Raw genomic sequence first — 24377 nt, 5'->3', positions numbered from 1 at the left:
CACCATCTCCTGCGGGATCCGGCGTGGCGATCAGGCCCGTTCGGTGCGACCCGCGGGACGCCGATCCGGCTCCGCACCGGCCTGATGGGGAGCGGAGGCCGCCGGCATGGTGCTGAAGCGTGTCGAATCCGCCGCCAGGTCCGGGTGTTCCACGTCGAGCGCCAGCGCGACCGCCTCGTCCAACCCCAACTCGGCGCCCTCGCCGTACGCGTCGTCGAACGCCGCGTCACCCAACACCCCACGCAACTCCGCCTGCTGGTCGGCCCAGTAGCCGCCGTAGATTCCCGGCGTACCCCGCATGCTCGCCCGCGTCACCTGCGCCGCCCCGAACAACCGGGCGGCGGTCGTCCGCTCCCCACTCAGCGCGCAGCGCACCGCTATCGCGTTCAACGTGTCGCACGCTCGGCCGTGGTAGCCGTGGTACATCCGGGAACGCAACGCCACAAGCAGGTGCTCGTGCGCGGCGATCACGTCGCCCCGGGCCAACGCGACCATCCCGAGCAGCATGTCCACCGAACGCCGGCCCCGCTCCACAGGCCGCGCCGCCTCCACCGGCCGCGCCGCCCCGAGCAGCTCGGCCGCCTCCTCCAGCTCGCCCCGCCGCCACAGCAACTGAGCGAGGCTGAACACCGCGAACAACGCCTCGCCGACCACGTCCTGCCCGTGTGCCCAGTCGATGACCTCCCGGCACACACGCTCGGCCTCGACGAACTGACCCATGTCGACAAGCGGCGCCGCCCGGCCGGCGAGCACCCGGGCCAGCAGCCCGGCGTCACCTGCCTGCCGTGCCGCGGCCTCCGCCCGCTGCGAGTAGCGCAGCTCCTCGGCGAACTCCCCGTCGGCACCGGCGTGCAGCGAATGCATGTGGTACGCCGCAGCCAGCTCCGCCTCCGGAATCCACTCGCCCGTCTCGGCGATCCGCCCGTACAGCCGGAACAGCCAGAGCCGCCCCTCCCGGGCCAGCCCACGCTCGCGCCACCACTGGTCCAGACCCCCGGCCAGCCGCAGACCGGCACGGGCGCTGCCGCCGGTCGCGCACCACCGCAGCGCGGCCCGCAGCTCGTCCGCGAGCGGGTCCAGCGTGTACAGCGACAACGTCACCGGCCGCCCGTCCGGACCAAGGTGCGCCCGCTCAAGCGCGTGCACCGACCAGGCCACGTGCCGGTCCCGGGCCGCCTGTTCCTCACCGGCCTCGACCAGCCGCCGCGCCGCGTACGCACGGATCGGGTCGAGCATCCGGTACGAACTGCCCGTGGCACGTGGCTCGGCAAGCACCATCGACTTGTCCACGAGCACCGACAGCGGATCCAGCGGGTCGTCACCCAGCAGCCACTCCACGGTCGGGAGGTCCACCGGCCCGGCGAACACGGCAAGCCACCGCAGCAGCCGCGCGGCCCGAGGGCCCAGCGTCCGGTACGACCAGGTGACTGTCGCCTGCATGGTGAGGTGCCGTTCGGTGGCGGAACGCTGCACCGCCCTGCTCGCCGGGGTGGGTGGTGGCGTACCGATGGCCGCCGCCACCAGGTCCACGGTGTCCTGCTGGTTGCCCGACCAGCCCCGCTCCACCGGCGGCGGCTCCGGGTCCTCCCGACCTGCGTCCAACGTGCCGAGCACGTCCTCCAGCCGCTCGGCGAGCTGACCGACCGATAGCACCCGCAGCCGGGCCGCCGCCAACTCGATGGCGAGCGGCAGCCCGTCCAACCGCTGCACCACCCGGCGCAGGTCGGCCGACTCGGCGGGTTCCGGTTGCCGACCGCCGCGCGCCGCCGCCGTACGGTCGAGCAGCAACGCCACCGCGTCGCTCTCCGCGCCGTCCGGACGTGGGTCGACCGAGAGCGGCGGAATCCGCCACACGACCTCGCCGGGCAGGCTGAACGATTCGCGGCTGGTCGCCAGCACGCGCACGCCGCCCCCGCCGGCCAGCAACCGCGAGATCACCTCGGCGCAGGCGGACGGCTGCGCGTCGCAGGTGTCCAGCACGACGAGCATCCGGCGGCCGGCCGCGTACTCCACGAGGGTGTCCATCATGGGCCGGCCCGGCTCCGGTCGCAGCCCGAGCACGGCGGCGACCGCGAACGCCACAAGCCCCGGGTCGGTCACGGCCGCGATGTCGACGAACCACACCCCGTCCGGGTACGCCTCGACGACCCCACCGGCCAGCTCGACGGCCAGCCGGGTCTTGCCCGCGCCACCCGCGCCAAGCACTGTGACCAGTCGATGCTGCTCCACCAGCCGACCCAGTTCGGCGCGTTCGACCTGCCGGCCGACGAACGACGTCACCTGGGTCGGCAGGTTGTGCGCCACAGCGTCGGCGGTGCGGGGGCGGGGGAACTGCCGCTCCAGCCCCGGCGCCACGAGCTGAAACAGCCGCTCCCGGTCGTCGAAGCCGCGCAGCCGGTGCAGGCCCAGGTCGAGCAGTGTGGCACCGGGCGGCAACGGTTCGGCCCGGCGGGCGGTCGACGCCGAGCAGAGCACCTGCCCGCCGTGCGCCGCTGCGGCAACCCGCGCGGCACGGTGCACCTCGGGGCTTGCGTACTCCCCGTCGCCCGGCTCGGCGTAACCGGTGTGCAGGCCCATTCGCACCCGCGGGGCGGCCTCCGCAGTGGGCCAGTCGTGACTCGCCAGCGCCCGCTGGGCCGTCAGGCACGCGGTCAGTGCCGCCGCCGCGTCGTCGAAGGCCAGGAAGAACGAGTCGCCTTCGGTCAACAGCTCCGCGCCACCGGTGGCCGCGAGCGTACGACGCAACAGCCGGCGGTGCTCGGCGAGCACCGGACGGTAGTCCGCGCCAAGCAGCTGGGCCAGTCGGGTCGAGCCCTCGATGTCGGTGAACACGAAGGTCACCCAACCGCTCGGGAGCTGGATCCGTGGCGACATGCGTGGAACCTCCGCCCGTAACGTCGGGTTCATGCTGCCTGAGTCCGAGCAGTCACGCATCGTGAGAACGGCCGGGCACGTGCCGCCTCAAGGTGCCACTCGGGCCCGCTCCCGGCAAGGCCAGCCCACCGGTCGGACGCGAACGACCGGCTCAGCAGCCGCAGGCGCCACCGCAGCAGCCGCCTCCGGCGGACGCCGGTGCGCCACCGGCGGAACCGCCGGCACCACGGCCGGTGACCGCCACAGCGGACAGCAGCTTGACAGTGTCGGCGTGACCCTGCGGGCAGGTGGCCGGCGCGCCGGCCTCGACCATCGGGCGGTTGACCTCGAAAGTGTCGCCGCAGGCGCGGCAACGGAACTCGTACCGGGGCATGACAACCAGGGTACGTGGACCTGACGCCCACCGGGGACATGAGTGATACTCGACGGGTGGTGGACGGCGAGGACGAGACGCGTGTGCGACCGCTGCGACCCGCCGCGCCGCTGGACGGCCCGCTCGAAGGCTCGGGAGCGGCACCGGATCCGGCGGCCCGGGTCGTGCCCCGCCCTCGCCGGCCCTGGTTGAGCGGCCGAAGGCCGGACGCGAAGACCAGCACGACCGAGGCCACCGTCACCGACTCCCCGCCGACGGATGCCACCGTCGCGGACCCGAAAGCGGCCACCGTCGCGGACCCGGAAGCGGCCACCGTCGCGGGCCCGGCCGCAACCATCGTGGACGGTGTGGCGGTCCCGCCAGCGTCGCAGGGCGGCCGGCGGCGACGTGTGCCGTTCGCGCACGCTGTTCGTCTGCCCCCGCGCCAGGCAGCGGCGACAGCCGTACGCGCGACCCGCGACTGGTCGCGCCGGCCCAGCGGCCGACTCGCTCTTCCCGGGCTCTTCCTGCTGGCTCTCGTGGCGGCGACGGCCGCGGCGGGTGCGCTGCTCGTTCCCGCGACCATCCGCGCGCCCCGGCCCGTGGCCGTCGACGCCTCGGTCACGCCGACCGGGGCCGTGCCGGGGTTGACACCGCCCGGCCCGGCGCCAACCGGTCCCCTACCGACGGGGGCGCTGCCGACCGCTCCGCTGCCCACCGGCCCGCTTCCCACCGCCCCGTTGCCCGGCGGCGGGTTGCCGGGTGGGCCGGGTGGCGGGCTGCCGGGTGGCGGTGGCCGCCCGTCGGACGCCCTGGCCGGCTGGGCTCAGCAGGTCGGCGCCAAGGTCGGCATTCCCCCGGTCGCCATGCAGGCGTACGGGTACGCCGAGTGGGTGCTCTCCCAGACCAACCGCAGCTGCGCGTTGAGCTGGACCACGCTCGCCGCGATCGGTCAGGTCGAGTCCGGCCACGGCTCGGCCAACGGCGCGCGGCTCGGGCCGGACGGCAAGGCACTGCCGGAGATCATCGGTCTGCGGCTGGACGGCAACGGCGGCCGGATGCGGATCATCGACACCGACCGCGGGGTGCTCGACAAGGACACCACCTACGACCGCGCGATCGGGCCGATGCAGTTCATCCCGACCACCTGGCAGGAGATCGGCGCGGACGCCGACGGCGACGGCGTCAAGGACCCGCACGACCTGGACGACGCCGCGCTGGCGGCCGGCAACTACCTGTGCAAGGGCGGCCGGAATCTCAGCATCCCGGGCGACTGGTGGAACGCGATCCTGTCGTACAACGACGTGCGCCGGTACGCCCAGGCCGTCTACGACACGGCGAACCGATACGGACAAGCGAGCCGCACGTGAAGTGATCGTCCGCATACATTGGAGAACTGGACACTTCCCCCGGGCTGCTGTTAGCGGCAAGCTAGACGGGTGATGGTGCGCGAGTGGGACCCCAGGACCGCGTCGTCCGCCGAGATCGCGTCGTTGCTGTCCACGCTGAACGCGGTTCTGGCGGCCGATCTTCCGCAGGACCCGCCCTGGCGGGAGACCTCCCTGCGGGAGTACCTCGCCGAGGTGATGCCCGGTGAACGTCGGCTCTCCTGGATCGCCGAGGCCGAGCCGCCCAGCCCCGACGAGCCGGGCGCGGTCCTCGGGCAGGTGCATGTGCTGCTCCTCGGTGACATCGGCGTGATCGAGGTGCTGGTGCACCCGTCCGTGCGGCGTACCGGTCTCGGCCGTGACCTGGTGCTGCGGGCCGCCCGCCGGGTCTACCAGGAGGGCTTCCAGTCGATCGGCGTCGAGGTGGTCGGCGACACGCCGGCGGTGGGCTTCTACGAGTCCCTCGGCTTCACCAGGGAGTACGTGGAGACGCGCAGCGTGCTCGACCTCGCGACCGTCGACTGGGCCGAGTTGACCGAGATGGCCAACGGGCTCGGTTCGGGCTATCACCTGGAGTTCTGCCCTGGCGGCCCACCGGACGACCTGATCGAGTCGTACGCGCGGGCCAAGGCCGAGGTGCGTGACGTGGACGACGGCGAGCTGCGCCCCAGTTCGTACGACCCGGAGCGGCTACGGGACAGCGTGAACACCCTGCACCGCCGGGGCATGAAGCCGTACATCGTGCTCGCTCAGCATGAGCAGAGCGGCGAGGTGGCGGGGCTGACCGAGGTGGTGGTGCCGGCGCAGCACCCGACCCGCGCCGACCAGTACGACACGATCGTCGTGCAGAGTCACCGGGGCTACGGCATCGACCGGGCGATCAAGGCCCGGATGCTGCTTGAGTTGCGTTCCGCCGAGCCGGACCTGGCCGAGGTGCAGACCTGGAACGCGCAGGCGAACGAGGCCATGCTCAAGGTCAACGCGGAGTTGGGCTACCGGCCCGACCGGGACTGGTGCGAATACAGCGTCGATGTCGCCGAGCTGGTGCACCGGCTCGATCCGCCACGCTGAGGAATTCACGAAACTGTCCAATGAGGGATGGACGGTGGACAGCCGCGCACCTTAACGTGCGTTGACTCCTGTCCACCCATCGTGGAGGCCCTATGCGCCCGCGCCGCACCATGGCTGTGCTCGCGACCGCCACCGCCGCTGTGACCGTCACGGCTCTCGGCGTCGCACCCACCGCGGCCAGCGCCGCGCCCACCGACCTTTTCATCTCCGAGTACGTCGAGGGCTCGTCGAACAACAAGGCGATCGAGCTGTTCAACGGCACCGGCGCGGCCGTCGACCTGGCCGCTGGCGGCTACCAGCTCCAGCTCTACTTCAACGGGTCCACAACGGCGACAACCATCGCGTTGACCGGGAGTGTGGCAGCCGGAGACGTGTTCGTGTTCGCCAGTGCCTCGGCAGGGGCCGCGATCCTCGCCCAGGCCGACCAGACCACCGGTGCGGGCCTGTTCAACGGCGACGACGCGATCGTGCTGCGCCGGGGTGCCACAGTGCTCGACTCGATCGGTCAGGTGGGCGTCGACCCGGGCACCGAATGGGGTGCCGGCGTCACCAGCACGGCCGACAACACGCTGCGCCGGCTGCCGTCGGTGACCACTGGTGACACCGATCCGTCAGACGCGTTCGACCCGGCCGCGCAGTGGGCAGGCTTCCCGGTCGACACGTTCGACGGGCTCGGAGCGCACACCGTGGACGACGGCGGCCCGGTCGACGTACCGGCCACGCTGACCTGTGGCGGACCGCTGGTGACGGCCTCGGGAACGGCAGCGACCCGCGAGGTCACCGCCACCGACCCGGACGACACGATCGTCGACCTGGCGGTGACCGGGGTCAGCCCCACGCCGGCCACCGGGTCGATCACCCGTACCTCTGTCACCCCCGCCGACGGCGTTGGCGGCACCGCCCGCGCCACGGTCGGGACGAGCGCCGACCTGGCCGCCGGGGCGTACACCGTCACCGTCACCGCGACCGACGCGGACGGCCGCAGCGCGACCTGCGCGCTGGCGGTGCAGGTCACCCGGGAGCTGACCGTCGGCGAGGTGCAGGGTCCGACCGCCGACGCCGAGTCCGGGCAGACCGACCGGTCGCCGCTCGCGCCGGCGAGCGGCAACGGCACTAGCAGCACCATGTACGACGTACGCGGCGTGATCACCCAGTTGACCCGGGCTCGTACGTCGGCCGGGGCGGAGCAGCACGGTTTCTTCCTGCAGAGTCGCACCGGTGACACCGACGGCGACCCGACCAGCTCCGACGGCATCTTCGTGTTCATGGGCACGTTCACCTCGTTGATCGGCGGCTACGTGCCGACGGTCGGCGACGAGGTGGTGCTCCGGGCACGGGTGTCGGAGTACTTCAACTTCACCCAACTCTCCGGCGCCTCGCTGGTCCGCCGGATCGCCACCGGTCTGGACGTGAACGCGGCGGTCGCGGTGACCGACGCGGTGCCGCCTGTCGAGTTGACCGACGCGCAGCGCTTCTGGGAGCGGCACGAGGGTTCCCGGATGCGAGTGCGCGCGGGCAGCGGCGCGGTGAGCGGCCGGGACGTCTTCTCGTCCACCGCCGACGCCGAACTCTGGGTGGTCGACCGGGACGACCCGTTGTTGGACCGCGCCGACCCGTACGCCCGGCGGGTCTTCCGGGACTCGCACCCGCTGGACAACGACCCGACCCGGCGTTTCGACGACGGCAACGGGCAGCGGGTGCTGCTGGGCAGCATGGGCGTGAAGGCGACCGCCGGGGACAGCTCCGCGCTGCTCCCCCCGGCGCGCACGTTCGACACGCTGCGCGCGGACGCGGTGGGCGGCGTCTACTACTCGTTCGAGAAGTACGGCGTGCAGGTCGAGCAGGCGGACTTCGCCGCCGGGGCCGACCCGTCGCGGAACAACCCGCCGAAGCCTGCCGACCGCTCGCAGGAGGTGGCTGTCGCCACCTACAACGTGGAGAACCTGTACGACTTCCGCGACGACCCGTTCGACGGCTGCGACTTCGCCGGTAACGCCGGCTGCACTGGCGTCACTCCGCCGTTCGACTACGTGCCGAGCAGCGAGGCGGACTACCGGGAGCACCTGACCGCGCTCGCCGACCAGATCGTCAAGGATCTGCACGCACCGGATCTGATCCTGGTGCAGGAGGCCGAGGACCAGGACATCTGCACGGTGTCCGGGGCGGTGCTGGCCTGCGGTGACACCGACAACGCCGACGGCGCTCCGGACACCATCCAGGAGTTGGCGCTCGCTGTGGCGGCGGCCGGCGGCCCGGCGTACGCCGCTGCCTATGACCGCACCGGCGCGGACGCCCGCGGCATCACTGCGGCGTTCCTGTACCGCACCGACAGGCTTTCACTTGCTGCGGCGACGGCGGGCGACCCGCTGTTGGGGTCGGCGCCGACGGTCCAGTACCGGGCTCCGGGGCTGCCGGGCAACGCCGACGTGCAGAATCCGAAGGCCCTCAACGCGGTGCTGCCGGCGGACGTGGACACCTCCACCGGGCGGGACGGCAACAACGTCTTCACCAGGGCTCCCCAGCTGGGCAAGTTCAGCGTGGCCGCGGCGCCCGGCTCGACCGAGCGGTTCATCCTGTACGCGCTGAGCAACCACTACTCCTCCGGCCCGGACAGCCGGGTGGGGCAGCGTCGGGAGCAGGCGGCGTACGGCGCGGCGATCGTCACCGCCATCGAGGCGTCCGACGCGCACGCGCGTGTGGTGTACGGCGGGGACCTGAACGTCTTCCCACGTCCGGACGACCCGATCGCGACGGGCAGCCAGCCCACCCCGTCGGACCAGCTCGCCCCACTGTACGAAGCGGGCCTGCACAATTTGTGGGACAACCTGGTCGCGGACGTGCCGTCGTCGGCCTACTCGTACAGCTTCGAGGGGCAGGCGCAGACGCTCGACCACCTGTTCGTCAACGAGGCGCTGTACGGCGATCTGGTGCAGGTACGGGCGGCGCACATCAACGCCGACTGGCCTGCGGAGTTCACCGGCGACGGGTCGCGCGGTTCCAGTGACCACGACCCGCAGGTGGCCCGGTTCCGCTCCCGGGCGTCGTTGACAGTGGCCGACGCGACGGTGGTGGAGGGCAACCAGGGAACCCGGCAGCTCACCTTCACCGCCACCGTGTCCCGGCCGCTGTCCCAGCCGGTGCTGCTCTGCGCCGCCACCGTCGGTGTGACGGCGCAGGTCGGCTCGGACTTCGATCCGTACGTCGGTTGCCGAACCCTGGCCGCCGGCCAGACGTCGGTCGCCTTCCCGGTGACCGTGCGCGGTGACCGCAAGCGGGAGTCGGACGAGAAGCTGACGCTACTGGTGGCGGGTGTGCCCGGCCTGCGGTTGGCCGATCCGCTGGCGGTAGGCACCATCACCAACGACGACTGAGCTCTCAGTCGTCCTCGCAGCGGCCCGTCGTCCATCTCCTCGGACGACGGGCCGCTCGCATCTGCCGTGGCGGGGTCAGTAGTAGTCGTGGACGATCGGCGGTGGTGGTGCGTTGCGGTGCTGAGCCACGCGCACCTCCCACTGGCTGCGACGGCGTCGCGCTTCGCGATCCGCCGAGCAACGGTGGTAGGTCTCCGGCGGCCGGGCCAGCCCGTAGATGTCCCCCCACCACTCCCCCGGCTCGGGGTCGAGGATGGTGTCGAGGTGCGAGGGATAGCGGCGACCTGCGCCGTCATGAACATCCGCGCGGTCGGCCATCGGTTGGACGATCCGGCCTTCCTGGTCCACGACGACCAGGTAGAGCCCGGCCGCGCCGAGTAGACGCTCCAGCACGGCCAGACTCGGTGTCAGGCTGCCCGCTTCGACCCGGCCCACGGTCGAGGGCGCGACCTTGGCGAAGCGGGCCATCTGGTGCTGGCTCAGCCCGACGATCCGACGTGCCCGGCGGACCAGGCCGGCGATGGGAGACCGACCGATGGTCGGACCGGGGAACGGAGGAGGATCGAGCGCCGACGCCATCCGCCCACCATGCCGGTGCCCTCACCCAGACTCAATCCCTGTGGATAAGCCTGTGGAAAACCGCCCGGGGTGCTGAACCGGCGCGAGGCCAGGCACCCAGGTCGCGTCCTTTGCTCTGCTTCAACGGACGCAACAGTTGGACCCGAAAAGTGTTGCGCCGGTTGAAGCAGAGCAAAGGGGCCGCAAGGGGTGCCCGGGCCCGGCACGCCCAGCAGGACGGACGGCAACAGAGGCCAGCCGGACAGGCTGCTCAGTAGCGCTGACGGAGCAGACCGGCGGCCTCGACCGCCCAGTAGGTGAGGATGATCTGGGCGCCGGCCCGCTTGATCGAGGTGAGCGTCTCCAGCATCACCCGCTCGCGGTCGATCCAGCCGTTCGCGGCAGCCGCCTCGACAGTCGCGTACTCCCCGGAGACCTGGTAGGCGGCGACCGGGACGTCGACTGCGGCCCGGACCGCCGACACCACGTCGAGGTACGGCAGGGCCGGCTTGACCATCACCATGTCGGCGCCCTCGGCGACGTCCAGCGCCACCTCGCGCAGCGACTCGCGCAGGTTGGCCGGGTCCTGCTGGTAGGTACGCCGGTCGCCCTCTAGCGCCGACTCCACAGCGTCCCGGAACGGACCGTAGAACGCCGAGGCGTACTTCACCGCGTACGCCAGCACTGCCACGTCCTGGTAGCCGGCCGCGTCGAGCGCCCGGCGTACCACGCCGACCTGGCCATCCATCATGCCGGACGGCCCGACCACGCCGACCCCGGCGGCGGCCTGGGCGACCGCCATCTCGGCGTACGCGGCAAGGGTCGCGTCGTTGTCCACCTCGCCGCCGGGGGTGAGCAGACCGCAGTGCCCGTGCGAGGTGAACTCGTCCAGGCACAGGTCGCCCATCACGACGGTGTCGTCGCCCACCTCGGCCACCACGTCGCGGATGGCGACGTTCAGGATGCCGTTCGGGTCGATGCCGCCGGAGCCGGTCGGGTCCCGCCGCTCGGGCACCCCGAAGAGCATGATCCCGCCGACACCGGCCTGGACCGCCTCAGCGGCGGCCTTGCGCAGCGAGTCCCGGGAGTGCTGGAGCACCCCCGGGAGCGACGCGATGGCCCGGGGCTCGGTAAGCCCCTCCTTGACGAACATCGGGAGGATCAGCTCGGCCGGGTCGACCCGGGTCTCGGCGACCAGTCGGCGGATCGCCGGGTTGCGGCGCAGCCGGCGTAGCCGGATCTCGGGGTACGACATGATGGCCTCCTCGGACGGCTACCGGAAGCGCAGGGCTGTGGGGCCCTGCACCTTCGAGCCGCGGCGCTGCTTGGCCGGCATGGCGGCCAGCTTCTCGCGCAGCTCGACAGCGTAGGCGGCGAGCGCCTCAACCAGGTCGGGCACCGAGGCGTGCGGCGGCTGGACGTCGACCCGCAGGCCGAACTCCGTCGCGGTCTCCGCCGTCTTGGGCCCGATCACAGCAACAACGGTACGGGCGTGCGGCTTCCCCGCGATACCGACGAGATTGCGCACTGTCGAGCTGGACGTGAAGAGCACGGCGTCGAACCCGCCCGACTTGATGGCGTCCCGGATCTCGGCGGGCGGCGGCGCGGCCCGCACCGTCCGGTACGCGGTCACGTCGTCGACCTCCCAGCCGCGCTCGGTGAGCCCGGCGGCGAGCGTCTCGGTGGCGATGTCGGCGCGCGGCAGCAGCACCCGGCCCACCGGGTCGAGGATCTCGTCGTGCGGCGAGAACTCGGCAAGCAGCCCTTCGGAGGACTGCTCCCCGGCGGGGATCAGCTCCGGCTGGATGCCGAACGCGCGGACCGCGTCCGCGGTGGCCTCACCGATGCAGGCGATCTTGACGCCGCCGAAGTGCCGGGCGTCCAGTCCGTGCTCGGCGAACTTCTCCCAGACCGCGCGGACAGCGTTGACCGACGTGAAGATCACCCAGGCGTACCGGCCGTCGACAAGACCCTTTACGGCCCGCTCCATCTGCGCCGGGGTACGCGGCGGCTCGACAGCGATGGTCGGCACCTCACACGGGATCGCCCCGTACGCCCGCAGCCGGGCGCTCATCGCGCCGGCCTGCTCCTTGGTACGCGGTACGAGCACCTTCCAGCCGTACAGCGGGCGGTTCTCCCACCAGCTCAGCTTGTCGCGCTGACCCACGCCCGCACCGATGGTGAGCACCACCCGGCCGGTGAAGCCGAGGGCGGCGGCCACGAAGCTGTCAACTGACGACGTGGTCGTGTACTGGGTCTCGCCGGTGCCGTCGCCGGTCACCCCGACGCCCGTGGTGCCGTCGACCCCGGCGGCCAGCAGACCGTCCCGGACCGCGGCGAGATCACCGGCATCGACAGCGAGCGCGAGCGAACCCCGACCGACGGCAGCTGCCAGCGCCTCGAAGTCCAGCGCTGTGACGTCCTCGACGTCGGCGGCCGTACGCACGCCCGGCAACGGAACACCCGCGTAGGTGGCCACGCCCTCGGCCTGGCCGACACCGGGCACCACCTCGAAGTGGGCGGCGGTGCGGGCCACCGCCTGCACCTCCTTGACCACCGAGTCGTGGCCGAACGGGTCGCCGGCCACGAGGTGCACCGCGTTCAGCCCGGACCGGGCGGCGGAGATCAACACCTTCGCCACGTCCCCCGGTGCGCCTTCGGCAGGCGTGAACTGGGCGTCGTCCCTGGCCTCGGCGCGTACGACGGCGAGCAGAGAGTCGGGGACTCCCCGGTCGTAGATGACCTGGTCGGCGTCGACCAGGGCGTCGTGCGCCCGACGGGTCAGCAGGCCCGGGTCACCGGGGCCCGCCCCGACGAATGCGATACGACCGACGGGCTTACGGGTGCGGGTCATTCTGTGCTCCCAAATTCCTGGGTCCCCGGGCCGGTGTGTCCTTCGTGGCCGAGGATCGAGTCGGCGCCGAGTTCGAGGAGTTCGGCGGCGAGTGCCTTACCGATCTCCGCCGCGTCGGCGGGCGTTCCGGTGCGGGACAGCCGGAGGTCACGAGTGCCATCCGGACTGATCACCGCCCCGCGCAGGTAGATCTCATCGCCGGTGTCACCTTCGGCGAGTTCCGCATAGGCGGCGACGGGTGCGCTGCACCCGGCCTCCAGGGTTGCCAGCAACGCGCGTTCCGCGGTGACCGCGGCGTGCGACGGTGCGTGATCGAGCAGCGCGAGCAGCTCGACCAGGTCCTGATCGTCGGCCCGGCATTCCACTGCCAGCGCTCCCTGGGCGGGTGCGGGCAGCATCAGCATCGGGTCCAACGTCTCGGTGATCACATCGGCCCGGCCGAGTCGGGCCAGCCCGGCCCGCGCCAGTACGACGGCGTCCAGGTCGGCGTCGGGGCCGAGCACCCGGGCCAGGCGGGTGTCCACGTTGCCGCGGATCGGAGTGACCTCCAGTTGCAGGCCGAGGGCGTTCAACTGGGCGATGCGACGCAGTGCGCCGGTGCCCACAGTCGCCCCGGGCGCAAGCTCCGTGAGCGTCCGGCCGTCCCGGGCGATCAGCGCGTCGCGCGGATCCTGCCGGGGCGGAACCGCCGCGACGAGCAGCCCGCCGTCGCTCGCGGTGGGCAGATCCTTGTAGGAGTGCACAGCGAAGTCGATGGTCCGGGCGGTGAGGGCGTCGCGCAGCGCGGAGACGAACACCCCGACGCCGAGCCGGTGCACAGGCGCGTTCGACTGGTCGCCGGCGGTGAGCACCTCGACCAACTCGACCGGGCGTCCGGTGGCGGCGGTCAGCGCCTCGGCGACCTGACCGGACTGGGCCATCGCCAGGGCGCTGCCCCGGGTGCCGAGTCGCAGGGGGGCGGTCATCGGGCACCTCCGGTGGGCGGGGCGGGGTCGGGGGTGTCCACGCCGACCGTCGGGTCGACGCCCGTGAGCGCCGCACCGAGGTCGGGGGTCAGCACGTCGGGGACGGTGTCCACCGGCGAGGTCTGCGGCACCTGAAGGTCGAACAGCTCACGCAGCAGTGCCGCGTACTGGTCGCCTCCGGGCTCGGCGGCGAGCTGGCGGACCTTCACGGTGGGCTGGTGCAGCAGCCGCTGCACCACCCGGTGCACGGTGCGGGCCACCTCGGCCCGCAGGTCGTCGCCGAGGTCGGGGCGACGCTGGGCCAACCGTCGCAGCTCGGCGGTGACGACGTCGTCGGCCCGGCCGCGCAGCGCGGCCACTGTGGGTGCCACGTCGGCGCCGCGCAGCCAGGTGAGGAAGCTCTCCACCTCGCCGAGCACGATCTGCTCGACGGCGGCGGTGTCGGCGGCGGCGGGACCGTCGGCGAGCAGCCCGGCCATCCGGTCGATGTCGATCACCTCGACGCCGGACAGCTCGGCGACGCCCTCCTCGACGTCGCGCGGCACGGCGAGGTCGAGCAGGACCAGCGGGCCCCGGGCCAGGTCCCGCTCGGCAAGCGCGGCGGTGACCACCTCGCGGGTGAGGACCGGTTCAGCGGACGCGGTGGCGGCCACTACGATGTCCACTGTGGAAAGGGTGTCGGTCAGCTCGGCCATCGGCGCGGCGCCCGCCCCGTACGACTGGGCGAGCCGGACGGCCCGGTCGAGGCCCCGGTTCGTGACGGTGAGCGGCCCGGCGCCCAGGCGCGACAGCGTGGCCACCCCGAGCGAACCCATCGCACCGGCACCGATCACCAGGGCGGGACGCCCGGCGAGGTCGCCGTCGAGGTGCCCGGCGGCCAACTCCAGTGCGGCGGTGACCACGCTCTGGCCGGCCCGGTCGATACCGGTCTCGGAGTGGGCCCGCTTGCCGACCCGCAGCGCCTGCTGCATCAGCTCGTGCAGCAGACGGCCTGCCGAGTCGGCGCCGCTGGCCCAGTGGTAGGCGTCACGCAACTGGCCGAGGATCTGCGCCTCGCCGACCACCATCGAGTCGAGACCGCTTGCGACCCGGAAGACGTGGTCCACGGCTGCGGTGTCGTAGTGCACGTACAGGTGGCTGGCGAGCGCCGCCGGCTGGCAGCCGGCCTGCTCGGCCAGGACTGCGCAGATGTCGCCGAGCCCACCGTGGAAACCGGACACGGCGGCGTAGACCTCCACCCGGTTGCAGGTGGAGACGAGCACCGCCTCGCTCACGTACGGCTGGGCGACCAGGCGGTCGAGGGTGCGGGTGAGGTCGGCTGGGGGTACTGCCAGCTGCTCCAGCGTGGCGACCGGGGCGGTCCGGTAGGACGCGCCGACGACAAGCAGTTTCACGTGCCGATCGCCTCCTGGGTGTCGGTGGTCGCGAGCCCGCCCGGCAGAGCGGTGAGGGCGGACCCGCCGGTGGCGGGCAGCGCTACCAGCGACGCCTTGCGGTGCTCGTGGAAGGACAAGATCTGCAGCTCGATGGCGAGGTCGACCTTGCGCACGTCGACCCCCTCCGGCACCGAGAGTACGCACGGCGCGAAGTTGAGGATGCTCGTCACGCCGACCGCGACAAGCTGGTCGGCGACGCTCTGGGCGGCTGCGGCGGGGGTGGCGATCACGCCGATGGCCAGGGATTCCGCGGCGGCGACCGCCGGAAGGTCGTCGACATGCCGGACAGTCAGGCCATTGATCTCTTCGCCGACACGGGACGGGTCGGCGTCGAGCAGCGCCACGATCCGGAAGCCACGGCCCGCGAAGCCGTCGTAGCCGGCCAGAGCGTGACCGAGATTACCCACGCCGACCAGGGCGACGGCGCGGCGTTGGGTGAGCCCGAGCACATACTCGATCTGCTCGATCAGCAACGCGACGTCGTAGCCGACGCCTCTGGTGCCGTACGAGCCGAGGTGCGAGAGGTCCTTGCGGAGCTTTGCGGAGTTGACCCCGGCGGCGGCGGAGAGGCCCTCGCTGGAGACCGTCTCGTGGCCGGCGTCGGCGAGGTTGTGCAGCGCGCGCAGGTACTCCGGGAGCCGAGCGACGGTCGCCTCGGGTAGGTCCGGGAGCGTCGGTACGGCACCGGCGCGGCCGGACGCGCCTGGGTGACGGTGCTGACTCATGAGACTCCGTGCGGTGCGATCCTCGGCCAACGTCGCAGGTCGGCCGCTTGTGGACTCCCGCTGGCGACCGAGATTGCCGGCTGTGCTAGCAGGGCGCGTCGGAACTACAGAGTAGGCGCTTGTGAAGACGTGCACAAATCGCGATCTTGTCGCCCCGTGACGCGGCCTCACCAGCACCTCCGTTTCGCAAGATCGATTCAGCAGCCGACCGACTCTCGGCCGCCCGGGGCGATTATTGCTCAATCCCGACTTCTCTGACTAATTCCGCGCCGTGCGTCACTAACTCCGCGATCTTGCAGTTGCTGCCCCCGCAGTAGCCCCATAGCGGGCAATCCGGCGACCACAGGTGCAAGATCGGCGCGCCGGAGGGGATTGGGGTAGGGACAGCACTACAGGAGAGAGGCTGGGCTTCGGGATGGGGACGGGCGGCCTCGGTGCCTAGCCTTTTGGCATGACCGCCGCTACCGCCGCCAGCGATCCTCGGATGCTGGCACCGAGCATTCCCCGCCAGCTCTTCGTCGACTCCGGGTACGTGCTGCTCGGCCTCCCCCTGGCCGTCGCCAGCTTCGTCGTCCTCGTCGTGGGTCTCTCGGTCGGCGTCGGCCTGGTGGTCACAGTGATCGGCCTGCCGATCCTCAGCGGCACCCTGTACGCCGCCCGTGGGCTCGCCGACATCGAGCGGTTGCGGCTGTCCGCAGTCCTGCGGCAACCACGGATCCGGCCGCACTACCGGCTACCCGAGGCGGGGGCGAACGCCTGGCGGCGGATCTTCGTACCGATCCGGGACGCCCAGTCCTGGCTCGATCTTGCGCACGGCATCCTGCGGCTGGTAGCGGCGGTGAGCACCTTCGTGGTGACCCTGGTGTGGTGGGCCGCCGCGATCGCCGGCTCGCTCTACTGGGCGTACGACTGGGCGCTGCCCCGGGCCGACGCCGACGGCGACCAGGACCTGGCACAACTGCTCGGCCTGGGCGACTCGACCACCGCCCGGATCGGGCTGTACACCGCGCTCGGGGTGTTCTTCCTGATCACGCTGCCGATCGTGGTCCGGGGCTGCGCGCTGCTCCAGGCCAGCTTCGCCAAGGCAATGCTGACCGGGGTGGCCGAGATGCGTGACCGGATCACCGTGCTGGAGGAGCAGAAGCGGGCCGCCGTGTCCGCCGAGGCGTCCGCGCTGCGCCGGCTGGAACGCGACATCCACGACGGCCCCCAGCAGCGCCTGGTCCGGCTGGCGATGGACCTCAGCCGGGCCCGACTCCAGCTCGCCTCCGACCCGGAGGCCGCCGGCCGGACCATCGACGAGGCGGTCACCCAGACCCGGGACACCCTCGCCGAACTGCGGGCGTTGTCCCGGGGCATCGCCCCGCCGATCCTTGTCGACAGGGGGCTGCCCAGCGCCCTGGCCGCGCTCGCCGGCCGCGGGCTGATCCCCATCGAGCTACAGGTCGACCCGCAGCTCGGCACGCCCGGCGGGCGGCTCGACCCGGCGGTGGAGAACACCGCGTACTTCGTGGTGGCCGAGGCGCTGACGAACATCGCCAAGCACAGCCGGGCCACCGAGGCCACCGTCGCCGTGACCCGGCGCGGCACCCAACTCCAGGTACGGGTGGGCGACGACGGGCAGGGCGGCGCCGACCTGGCCAAGGGGCACGGCCTGGCCGGCATCGCCGACCGGGTCCGGGCCGCCGGCGGCGAACTCACAGTGGTCAGCCCCACCGGTGGACCCACCGAGATCCGGGCCGACCTGCCACTGTGAGCGAGCATCGAGACCCGCACGGCAGTCCCGACGTGGTAGACACCAGAGCCATGCGCATCGTGATCGCGGACGACGCCGTCCTGCTCCGGGAAGGGCTGGTGCGGCTGCTGACCGAGAGCGGGCACCAGGTGGTGGCCGCCGTCGGCGACGGCGACGCGCTTGTCGAGGCGGTGGTGGCGCACCAGCCGGACGTGTCGATCGTCGACGTCCGGATGCCACCCACACACACCGACGAGGGGCTGCGGGCGGCGGTGGAGGCCCGCCGGCTGGTGCCGCGTACGCCGATCCTGGTGCTCTCCCAGTACGTCGAGGTGTCGTACGCCGACGATCTGCTGGCCACCGCCGGCGGGTCCGGCGGGGGGATCGGCTACCTGCTCAAGGACCGGGTGGCAGCGATCGACGAGTTCCTGGACGCGCTGCGCCGGGTGGCGGCCGGCGGCACGGTGCTCGACCCGGAGGTGGTGAGCCAGCTCTTCGCACGTCGACGCCGCGACGACCCGCTGCGCGAGCTGACCCCGCGCGAACGCGAGGTGCTGTCCCTGATGGCCGAGGGGCGGTCCAACACGGCGATCGCCCGTGCTCTTGTGGTCAGCGACGGCGCGGTGGAGAAGCACGTGCGCAACATCTTCACCAAGCTCACCCTCCCGCCGGACACCGAGCAGCACCGGCGGGTGCTGGCCGTCCTCACGTACCTGCGGAACTGACCTTGCCGGTGGCCAGGGCCACCGCGTCGGTGAGGGTGTCGGCGACCGGGTGGCCGGAGGCGCGCAGCCGGGCCGGGTCGGTGAAGCCGCCGGTGTAGAGCACCGCCCGGCCGCCGACGGCCAGCGCGGCGTCCGCGTCGTCGATGGAGTCACCGATGAGCACCACCGAGCCGCCGTCCACGCCCAGCTCGGCCAGGTGCAGTTGGAGCGACTCGGCCTTTCGTCCGCCGCCGACCGTGGCCCGCAGTCCGTCCACCCGGGTGAACCGGCCGGTCAACCCGTAGGTGTGCACGGTGGGCACCAGCTCGTCGTGGAACCACATGGACAGCAGGCTCTGGCTGCCCTCCCAGCTGGCCATCGCCGTCTGCGCGTCGGCGGCGAGCTCGCAGGTGGTCAGACCGGTCCGGTACGCGTCGTGGAAGATCCGGTCCAGCCGGCCGAACGCCTCGTCGTCGACGGCCTTGCCGAGCACCTCGGCGTAGTAGTCGGCGATCGGGCGGCGGAACCTCGTCCGATGCTCCTCGGAGGTGACCGACGGCCCTCCCACGCTTGCGAACGCGGCGTTGGTGGCGGCTACCACCAGGCTGAGATCGTTGAGCAGGGTGCCGTTCCAGTCCCACACCAGGTGGGGGTGCGCAGGGCTCATCCGAGCACCATAGGTGCGATTCAGAGCTGGGGGGTGGTCAGGTCCCGCAGCAGCCGGTCCTCCTCCACCCGCCAGTAGCCGTGCTCCTTGCCGTCGAGCATCACCACCGGCAGCCGGTCGCCGTACTCCCGTTCCAGGTCCTGGTTGTCGCTCACGTCCCACTCGACCCACCTGTCACCGGTGACCGCCACCACCCGGTCGAGCGCCGCCTTGGCGTCGTCGCACAAATGGCAACCGGGCCTGGTGATCAGAGCGAGCCGGGCGTCACTGGCCATCGGTTACCTCCGTGCGGGTGTCGGCGGATGCGGGCGGGCCGGCTGGTGTCGCCGACCGGAGCTGGATCTTGCGTACCTTGCCGATCGCCGAGTGTGGCAGGGCGTCGACGAACTCGACGGCGGTCGGGCACTTGAACCGGGCCAGGTTCCGTGCGCAGTGGGCGAGCAACTCCTCGCTGGTCACCGGTCGCCCCTGTGCCGGCACCACGTACGCCCGCACAGTCTCGCCGGTCCGCGGGTGCGGCACACCCAGTACCGCCGACTCGGCCACCCCGGGGTGCCCGCCGAGCACAAGCTCCACCTCGCGCGGATAGACGTTGAACCCGTTCACCAGGATCAGCTCGCCGAGCCTGTCGACGAGGAAGAGGTCGCCGTCGGGGTCGGCGTAGGCGACGTCGCCGGTACGCCACCAGCCGTCGGCGTCCGGGCCGTCGCGGCCGTCCGGCCAGTAACCGGCGAACAGGTTGTCTCCGCCAACGACGATCTCTCCCGGGTCGGTGCCCGGCGCGATGTCGGAGATGTCCAGCTCATCGGGGTCGTCGTCGGGCACGGCCTCGCCGTCGCGCCACAGGTCCACCCCGTCCGGGTCGACAAGGCGCAGCCGCACGCCGGGCAGCGGCCTGCCGATCGAGCCCGCCTTGGCCAGCCCGCCGACGAGGGTCGCGGTGAGCATCGGCGCGGTCTCGGTGAGGCCGTACCCGATGTGCACAGGGTGGCCGGTCGCCTCGGTGAAGCGCGCCGCGACAGCGCGCTCCAGCGGCGCCGCGCCGCACACCGCCACCCGCACCGACGCCATCGCCGTGCGGGCCTGCGGCGCGTCGGCCCAGGTCAGAAACATCGACGGTACGCCCGCCAGCACGCTGACCCGGTGCCGCGCGATCTCGTCCAGTCCCGCTGTGGGCCCCGGCTCGTCGAGCAGCACACCTGTCGCGCCGTTGTGGACGACAGCGCCGAGCCCCGAGTTGAGCCCGTACGCGTGGAACAGCGGCAGTGCCAGCAGCACGGTGTCCGTGGGGCCGACCACCGGCGGGTCGATCCGGTCGACCTGTTCGTGGTTGGCCAGCAGCGCCCGGTGGGAGAGCATCGCCCCCTTCGGGCGGCCCTCGGTGCCGGAGGTGTAGAGGAGTACGGCCAGGTCGTCGCCGCCCCGGGGCGGAAGCGGCGCCGCGGCGGCCGGCGACGCGCCGCGCGCAACGGTCGACGACACGCCGTGCGCAGCAGCTGGCGACACGCCGTGCGCAGCAGCTGGCGGCGTGCCGTGCACGGCGGTGAGCGCCGGCAACTCGGCAGCCACCTCGGCGACCAGGCCCCGGACCCGGTCAGCGCCGATCAGCACCGACGCGCCGGAGTCGGCGAGCACGTGCCGCAGCTCCGGCGCGGTGAGGCCGGGGTTGACCGGGACGGCGACCAACCCCGCCCGCAGGGTGCCGAGCAGGCCGATCACGAAGTCGGGGGTGTTGGGCAGTGCGATGGCGACGCGGGGCGGTGTGCCGTTCGGCTCTGTGGGTGGCGCGACGGCGGCCAGGCCGTGCGCGGCGGCGGTCACCGCGGCGTCCAGTTCGGACCAGCTGATGCTCTGGTCCCGCCAGTGCAGTGCGGGCTTGTCGCCGTGGTGGAGAGCCGCCCGGCGGACCGGGTCGGCGAGGTTCGGCGCGGAGCCTGCCGCTGCGTCCTGCACGGTGATCGAGTCTGGCACAGCGGGCGGTGACAGACCATGCCCGACTGTCGATCGCGAGCACCGCTCAGGTCCCGCCGACGGGACCGGAGAATATGCCGTCCACGGTGCCGGCGAGTCCCCCTGATGGGACGTGCGTTGCCTCCGGTCGGCGGCCCGGCCACGCACGATCCACAGTCGGTCGTGGTGAAGCGACCGACGGGCCAATGTGCTCCGAGCAGGGACTTCATCGTGGAACACCGACCCGGCGGAAAGTCAAACGCACACGACGGACAACCGGTCCGCCACGTGTGCGACACAGAGGGAAATACTTCCGCCCTGTGTAACGGACTTGCCACGCGCGGGTGACGTTGGCCCTATTATCACTCGGGTCGGCTCACCCCATTTGCCGTGAGTCGACACCCCTCAGCCCGAGGAGGCCCCCGTGCCTGTGAGCGCATTGGACCAGCACCTCAAGGGGAACTGCCGCCCGTCGGCACACCCCGGAACCGTCCTACCCGACCGGTGCCCCGGTCGGTCCGCAGCGACGACCCGCAGACCGGCCCGCCCGGCGAACGACGGGACGGGGGCTGCGCGGTGACCGCCTTCGGCTACGCGGAACGCCCGGTCGGTCTGACCGGTCAACCGACCCGCGCCCAGGTAAACGAGCGTCCGGCGGCCCGTGCGCCGCTTGACGACCAGCACGGCGCCGCCATGCGGGGTGACAGCGCGGCCCACCGGACCCGCAGTCGTCCACACACGAACGAGCCGCCACCGAGACCGGCGGTTCCCGGCGGCAACGCGATGCCGACAGGCGGCCGGGTCGTCGCACCGGCCCGGCCGACAATGCCGGCCCAGGGCCGCCGTGTCGGCGACACACCTGCGGTGACAAGCGATCCGGCAGCGGGCGAGACGGCGGTGATCCCGGCCGTCCAGGCCACCACCACGACGACGACCACTCCGACCGGGTTCCCAAGCCGACCGGACCCGTCCGACCCGGCCACCGAGGTCTGGACGCTCATCGAGCGCGCCCAGGCCGGCGAGTCCGAGGCGTTCGGCCTCATCTACGACCGGTACGTGGACACCGTTTTCCGGTTCGTCTACTTCCGGGTCGGCAACCGCCAACTCGCCGAGGACCTCACCTCGGACACCTTCCTGCGCGCCCTCAAGCGGATCGGCAGCTTCACCTGGCAGGGCCGCGATCTCGGCGCCTGGCTGGTGACAATCGCCCGCAACCTGGTCGCCGACCACTTCAAGTCCGGCCGGTACCGGCTGGAGGTCACCACCGGCGACGTGCTCGACGCCGACCGGGAGGACCGGGGCCCGGAGGGCAGCCCGGAGGCGGCGGTGGTGGAGCACATCACGAACGTCGCGCTGCTCACCGCCGTGAAGCAACTCAATCCGGAGCAGCAGGAGTGCATCGTGCTGCGGTTCCTCCAGGGCTTCTCGGTGGCCGAGACGGCACGTGCCATGGGCAAGAACGAGGGCGCCATCAAGGCACTCCAGTACCGGGCTGTCCGGGCGCTGGCGCGCCTCCTGCCGGACGGCTTCCAGCCTTAGCGGTTCGGCGGGCGGTCGGAGCACTGATCTGCGTTTGCGCAGCTCAGAGGCGATCTCGTGTGGTGACGGCCATCACTTTCGGTGATTTCCGCTCCGCCCGGCCCGTAACCCGTGCCCCGTCCGCCGCGTTTCTCCGGGTGCGACCGGTGGTCGTCCCGGCAGGCCCGGGACACCGAGGTCCGACCGGCACGCCGGACGGCACCTCACCTCCGTGGTGTCACACTGCCGCCCGGTCGCTGGCAACGACGGCGGCCGACCGGCCGTGACCAGCGAGAGGAGGTGCCAGCGGTGGACAACATCCTCTTCTCCCGCCGGCGCGCCAAGCGCTTCGCGCAGCTTCTCGACGAGGCCAACGGCGGCCGGCGGCACCACGTACGGTCCCGGGTGGACGGCCAACTGGCACCGCTGGTAGCGGTGGGCCAGCGGCTCAGCGTCGATCCCCCCACGACCGAGGTGGACCCCGAATTCCGCACCGGCCTGCGGGCGATGCTGCTCGCCACCGCCGAGCGCGACGGGATCGGCACCACGCCGGCGACCGCCGAACCAGCTGTGGCGCGTCCCGCCGCCACCACCACCCGCGGGTCGCTGCTGCCGGCGGCCACCGCCCGGCGCGCCCGCGCCCGGGGCGCGATCCTCATCGGCATCGCCGCCGGCGCGGTCGCCGTCTCCGGGATCTCCGCAGCCAGCGAGAACGCGGTGCCCGGCGACGCGCTGTACGGCATGAAGCGGTCGACCGAACGCGCCCAGCTCGCCCTGGCCAGCTCGGACATCAGCCGCGGCCAACTCTTCCTGGACTTTGCTCGGACCAGGCTCGGCGAGGCCGCCGAGCTGCGCGGCGATCCCGTCGGTTACAGCGCCGTCCTCGACGACATGGACGCCGACACCCGGCAGGGCATCCGCCTGCTCACCGCTGCCGCAGTGCAACGGGCCGAGCCGAGCAGCCTGGACACCGTCAACGCGTTCGTCGCGAGCCAGCACAAAGCGGTGAGCAAGCTCCTCGACGGGGCCAACCGGGCCGACCGGGAACGAACCCGACGGTCGCTGGCGCTGCTGGACACCGTCCGGGAACGTTCGGACGCGCTGCGCGACGCGATCGCCTGCGGCCTGCCGGCACCGGCCGGCAGCGACACCCTCGGGCCCGCGCCGACCACCTGCCCCGGCGACCGCTGACCTGCCGGAACACGCCCTTCCCGCTCGTCCCGACCGACCACGCCACAGTTCACTGAGTGCGTGGTCGGTCGACCGTTGCCGCCGGATACCCTCGCTGGAGACATCCGTCGCGCCTGGTCAGGAAGGGGGTCGCGTGGCACGCAGCCGCAAGGTGACGGTCAGCACCGACGCCCACGGTCACACCGCCGGTTGGGCGGAGACCGAACTGGCGCCGGTGACCCCACCCGCTCCGGACCCGACCGCCGCCGCCTTCTTCGACGTGGACAACACGATGATGCAGGGCGCGTCGATCTACTGGTTCGCTCGCGGGCTCGCCGCCCGCAACTACTTCACCACCACCGACCTGGCGCGCTTCGCCTGGCAGCAGCTCCGGTTCCGGGTGCTCGCCCGGGAACACGCCGGTGACATGTCCCAGGCCAAGGAGGCCGCACTCGCCTTCGTCGAGGGTTGGCGGGTCGACGACGTCGAACGGCTCTCGGAGGAGATCTTCGACGAGCTGATGGCACCGCGGATCTGGAGCGGCACCCACCAGCTCGCCCAGGCCCACCTGGACGCCGGTCAGCGCGTCTGGCTGGTGAGCGCCGCTCCGGTGGAGATCGGCCGGGTGATCGCCACCCGGCTCGGCCTCACCGGTGCGATCGGTACGGTGGCCGAGGTGCTCGACGGGGCGTACACCGGGCGGTTGGTGGGCGACCTCATGCACGGGCCGGCGAAGGCCGAGGCGGTCACCCAGCTCGCCGCCGTGGAAGGGCTGGACCTGGCCCGCTGCGCGGCCTACAGCGACTCCGCGAACGACCTGCCTCTGCTCCGCACTGTCGGCCGGGCGGTGGCGGTCAACCCGGACGGCACCCTGCTGCGGCAGGCCCGGCAGCACGGCTGGGAGGTGCGGGACTTCCGCACCGGCCGGCGGGCGGCCAAGATCGCCGTACCGTCGACTGCGGCAGCCGGTCTGGTCGCCGGAGCGGTGACCGCCGGCCTGGCGCTCCAGCGCCGACGCCGCGACAGCTGACGCCGCGCC

The 24377-nt window shown here is 72.3% G+C and carries 19 protein-coding genes; 8 read left to right on the top strand and 11 right to left on the bottom strand.

Annotated features, from left to right (window positions below; translation table 11 throughout):
• Window positions 1-30: 30 nt before the first annotated feature.
• Both ACLQ23_RS08160 and ACLQ23_RS08155 read right to left on the bottom strand, forming a co-directional pair.
• The gene (locus tag ACLQ23_RS08160) at window positions 31-2874 is read right to left on the bottom strand and encodes an ATP-binding protein (protein WP_425735120.1); all 2844 of its coding nucleotides are present in this window, start codon (window positions 2872-2874) and stop codon (window positions 31-33) included.
• Between the two features lie 151 nt (window positions 2875-3025).
• Window positions 3026-3247, bottom strand: a complete 222-nt coding sequence (locus tag ACLQ23_RS08155) for an FmdB family zinc ribbon protein (RefSeq protein WP_355628863.1) — start codon at window positions 3245-3247, stop codon at window positions 3026-3028.
• A gap of 56 nt (window positions 3248-3303) precedes the next feature.
• Here ACLQ23_RS08155 and ACLQ23_RS08150 point away from each other — a divergent pair, with 56 nt between their 5' ends.
• The 3 genes from ACLQ23_RS08150 (at window position 3304) to ACLQ23_RS08140 (ending at window position 9056) form a co-directional block, all read left to right on the top strand.
• The gene (locus tag ACLQ23_RS08150) at window positions 3304-4596 is read left to right on the top strand and encodes a lytic murein transglycosylase (RefSeq protein WP_425735153.1); all 1293 of its coding nucleotides are present in this window, start codon (window positions 3304-3306) and stop codon (window positions 4594-4596) included.
• A gap of 72 nt (window positions 4597-4668) precedes the next feature.
• A complete protein-coding gene (locus ACLQ23_RS08145) occupies window positions 4669-5685 on the top strand; it encodes a GNAT family N-acetyltransferase (protein WP_425735152.1) in 1017 nt (338 codons plus the stop codon).
• 92 nt (window positions 5686-5777) lie between these two features.
• Entirely contained in the window at window positions 5778-9056 is a 3279-nt protein-coding gene (locus ACLQ23_RS08140; RefSeq protein WP_425735119.1) for a lamin tail domain-containing protein, read from the top strand.
• Between the two features lie 75 nt (window positions 9057-9131).
• Here the strand turns inward: ACLQ23_RS08140 and ACLQ23_RS08135 are convergent, their stop codons facing one another.
• From ACLQ23_RS08135 to ACLQ23_RS08110, 6 genes are all read right to left on the bottom strand, one after another.
• Complete coding sequence (locus ACLQ23_RS08135) at window positions 9132-9635, bottom strand: helix-turn-helix domain-containing protein (RefSeq protein WP_355589593.1); 504 nt, start codon at window positions 9633-9635, stop codon at window positions 9132-9134.
• 250 nt (window positions 9636-9885) lie between these two features.
• Window positions 9886-10869: a porphobilinogen synthase gene (gene hemB, locus ACLQ23_RS08130; RefSeq protein WP_355589595.1), complete on the bottom strand. Its 984-nt coding sequence runs from the start codon at window positions 10867-10869 to the stop codon at window positions 9886-9888.
• Between the two features lie 18 nt (window positions 10870-10887).
• Window positions 10888-12468 (bottom strand): uroporphyrinogen-III synthase, encoded by a 1581-nt coding sequence (locus tag ACLQ23_RS08125; protein WP_355589597.1) that lies wholly within the window; start codon window positions 12466-12468, stop codon window positions 10888-10890.
• The gene (gene hemC / locus ACLQ23_RS08120; RefSeq protein ID WP_355589599.1) at window positions 12465-13433 is read right to left on the bottom strand and encodes a hydroxymethylbilane synthase; all 969 of its coding nucleotides are present in this window, start codon (window positions 13431-13433) and stop codon (window positions 12465-12467) included. The genes ACLQ23_RS08125 and hemC overlap by 4 nt, the downstream gene beginning before the upstream one ends.
• The gene (locus ACLQ23_RS08115) at window positions 13430-14827 is read right to left on the bottom strand and encodes a glutamyl-tRNA reductase (protein WP_355589601.1); all 1398 of its coding nucleotides are present in this window, start codon (window positions 14825-14827) and stop codon (window positions 13430-13432) included. Before ACLQ23_RS08115 ends, hemC begins: the two co-directional genes overlap by 4 nt.
• Window positions 14824-15594: a redox-sensing transcriptional repressor Rex gene (locus ACLQ23_RS08110; protein ID WP_355589603.1), complete on the bottom strand. Its 771-nt coding sequence runs from the start codon at window positions 15592-15594 to the stop codon at window positions 14824-14826. Before ACLQ23_RS08110 ends, ACLQ23_RS08115 begins: the two co-directional genes overlap by 4 nt.
• 451 nt (window positions 15595-16045) lie before the next feature.
• On the opposite strand from ACLQ23_RS08110, the gene ACLQ23_RS08105 reads away from it, so the two are divergent.
• Together ACLQ23_RS08105 and ACLQ23_RS08100 are read left to right on the top strand one after the other, a co-directional pair.
• Window positions 16046-17350, top strand: a complete 1305-nt coding sequence (locus tag ACLQ23_RS08105; RefSeq protein WP_355589605.1) for a sensor histidine kinase — start codon at window positions 16046-16048, stop codon at window positions 17348-17350.
• Window positions 17351-17400: 50 nt separating this feature from the next.
• Window positions 17401-18054: a response regulator transcription factor gene (locus tag ACLQ23_RS08100; RefSeq protein WP_355589607.1), complete on the top strand. Its 654-nt coding sequence runs from the start codon at window positions 17401-17403 to the stop codon at window positions 18052-18054.
• On the opposite strand, the gene ACLQ23_RS08095 is transcribed toward ACLQ23_RS08100, so the two are convergent.
• From ACLQ23_RS08095 to ACLQ23_RS08085, 3 genes are read right to left on the bottom strand one after another with little or no spacing between them, the layout of a single operon-like run.
• Complete coding sequence (locus ACLQ23_RS08095) at window positions 18035-18700, bottom strand: HAD family hydrolase (RefSeq protein WP_355628866.1); 666 nt, start codon at window positions 18698-18700, stop codon at window positions 18035-18037. The two genes, ACLQ23_RS08100 and ACLQ23_RS08095, sit on opposite strands and share 20 nt — an antisense overlap.
• A 20-nt stretch (window positions 18701-18720) precedes the next feature.
• Window positions 18721-18975, bottom strand: coding sequence for a glutaredoxin family protein (locus ACLQ23_RS08090; RefSeq protein ID WP_053654171.1), 255 nt, complete (start codon window positions 18973-18975; stop codon window positions 18721-18723).
• A complete protein-coding gene (locus ACLQ23_RS08085) occupies window positions 18965-20653 on the bottom strand; it encodes an AMP-binding protein (RefSeq protein WP_355628868.1) in 1689 nt (562 codons plus the stop codon). Before ACLQ23_RS08085 ends, ACLQ23_RS08090 begins: the two co-directional genes overlap by 11 nt.
• 573 nt (window positions 20654-21226) lie before the next feature.
• Here ACLQ23_RS08085 and ACLQ23_RS08080 point away from each other — a divergent pair.
• The 3 genes from ACLQ23_RS08080 to ACLQ23_RS08070 all read left to right on the top strand — a co-directional run bounded on the left by ACLQ23_RS08080 (window position 21227) and on the right by ACLQ23_RS08070 (window position 24368).
• Complete coding sequence (locus tag ACLQ23_RS08080; protein WP_355628877.1) at window positions 21227-22189, top strand: ECF subfamily RNA polymerase sigma factor, BldN family; 963 nt, start codon at window positions 21227-21229, stop codon at window positions 22187-22189.
• A 279-nt stretch (window positions 22190-22468) separates the two neighbouring features.
• Entirely contained in the window at window positions 22469-23359 is an 891-nt protein-coding gene (locus ACLQ23_RS08075) for a DUF5667 domain-containing protein (RefSeq protein WP_425880487.1), read from the top strand.
• A gap of 133 nt (window positions 23360-23492) precedes the next feature.
• Window positions 23493-24368 carry an HAD family hydrolase gene (locus ACLQ23_RS08070; protein WP_355589615.1) on the top strand — a complete coding sequence of 292 codons (876 nt, stop codon included), beginning with the start codon at window positions 23493-23495 and terminating at the stop codon, window positions 24366-24368.
• Window positions 24369-24377: the final 9 nt, after the last annotated feature.

The sequence above is a fragment of the Micromonospora sp. DT41 genome (genome assembly GCF_049841715.1).
Classification (GTDB): Bacteria; Actinomycetota; Actinomycetes; order Mycobacteriales; family Micromonosporaceae; genus Micromonospora; species Micromonospora profundi.
Note: the sequence above shows the minus strand (reverse complement) of the source record. Positions and strands in the feature narration are given on the sequence as shown.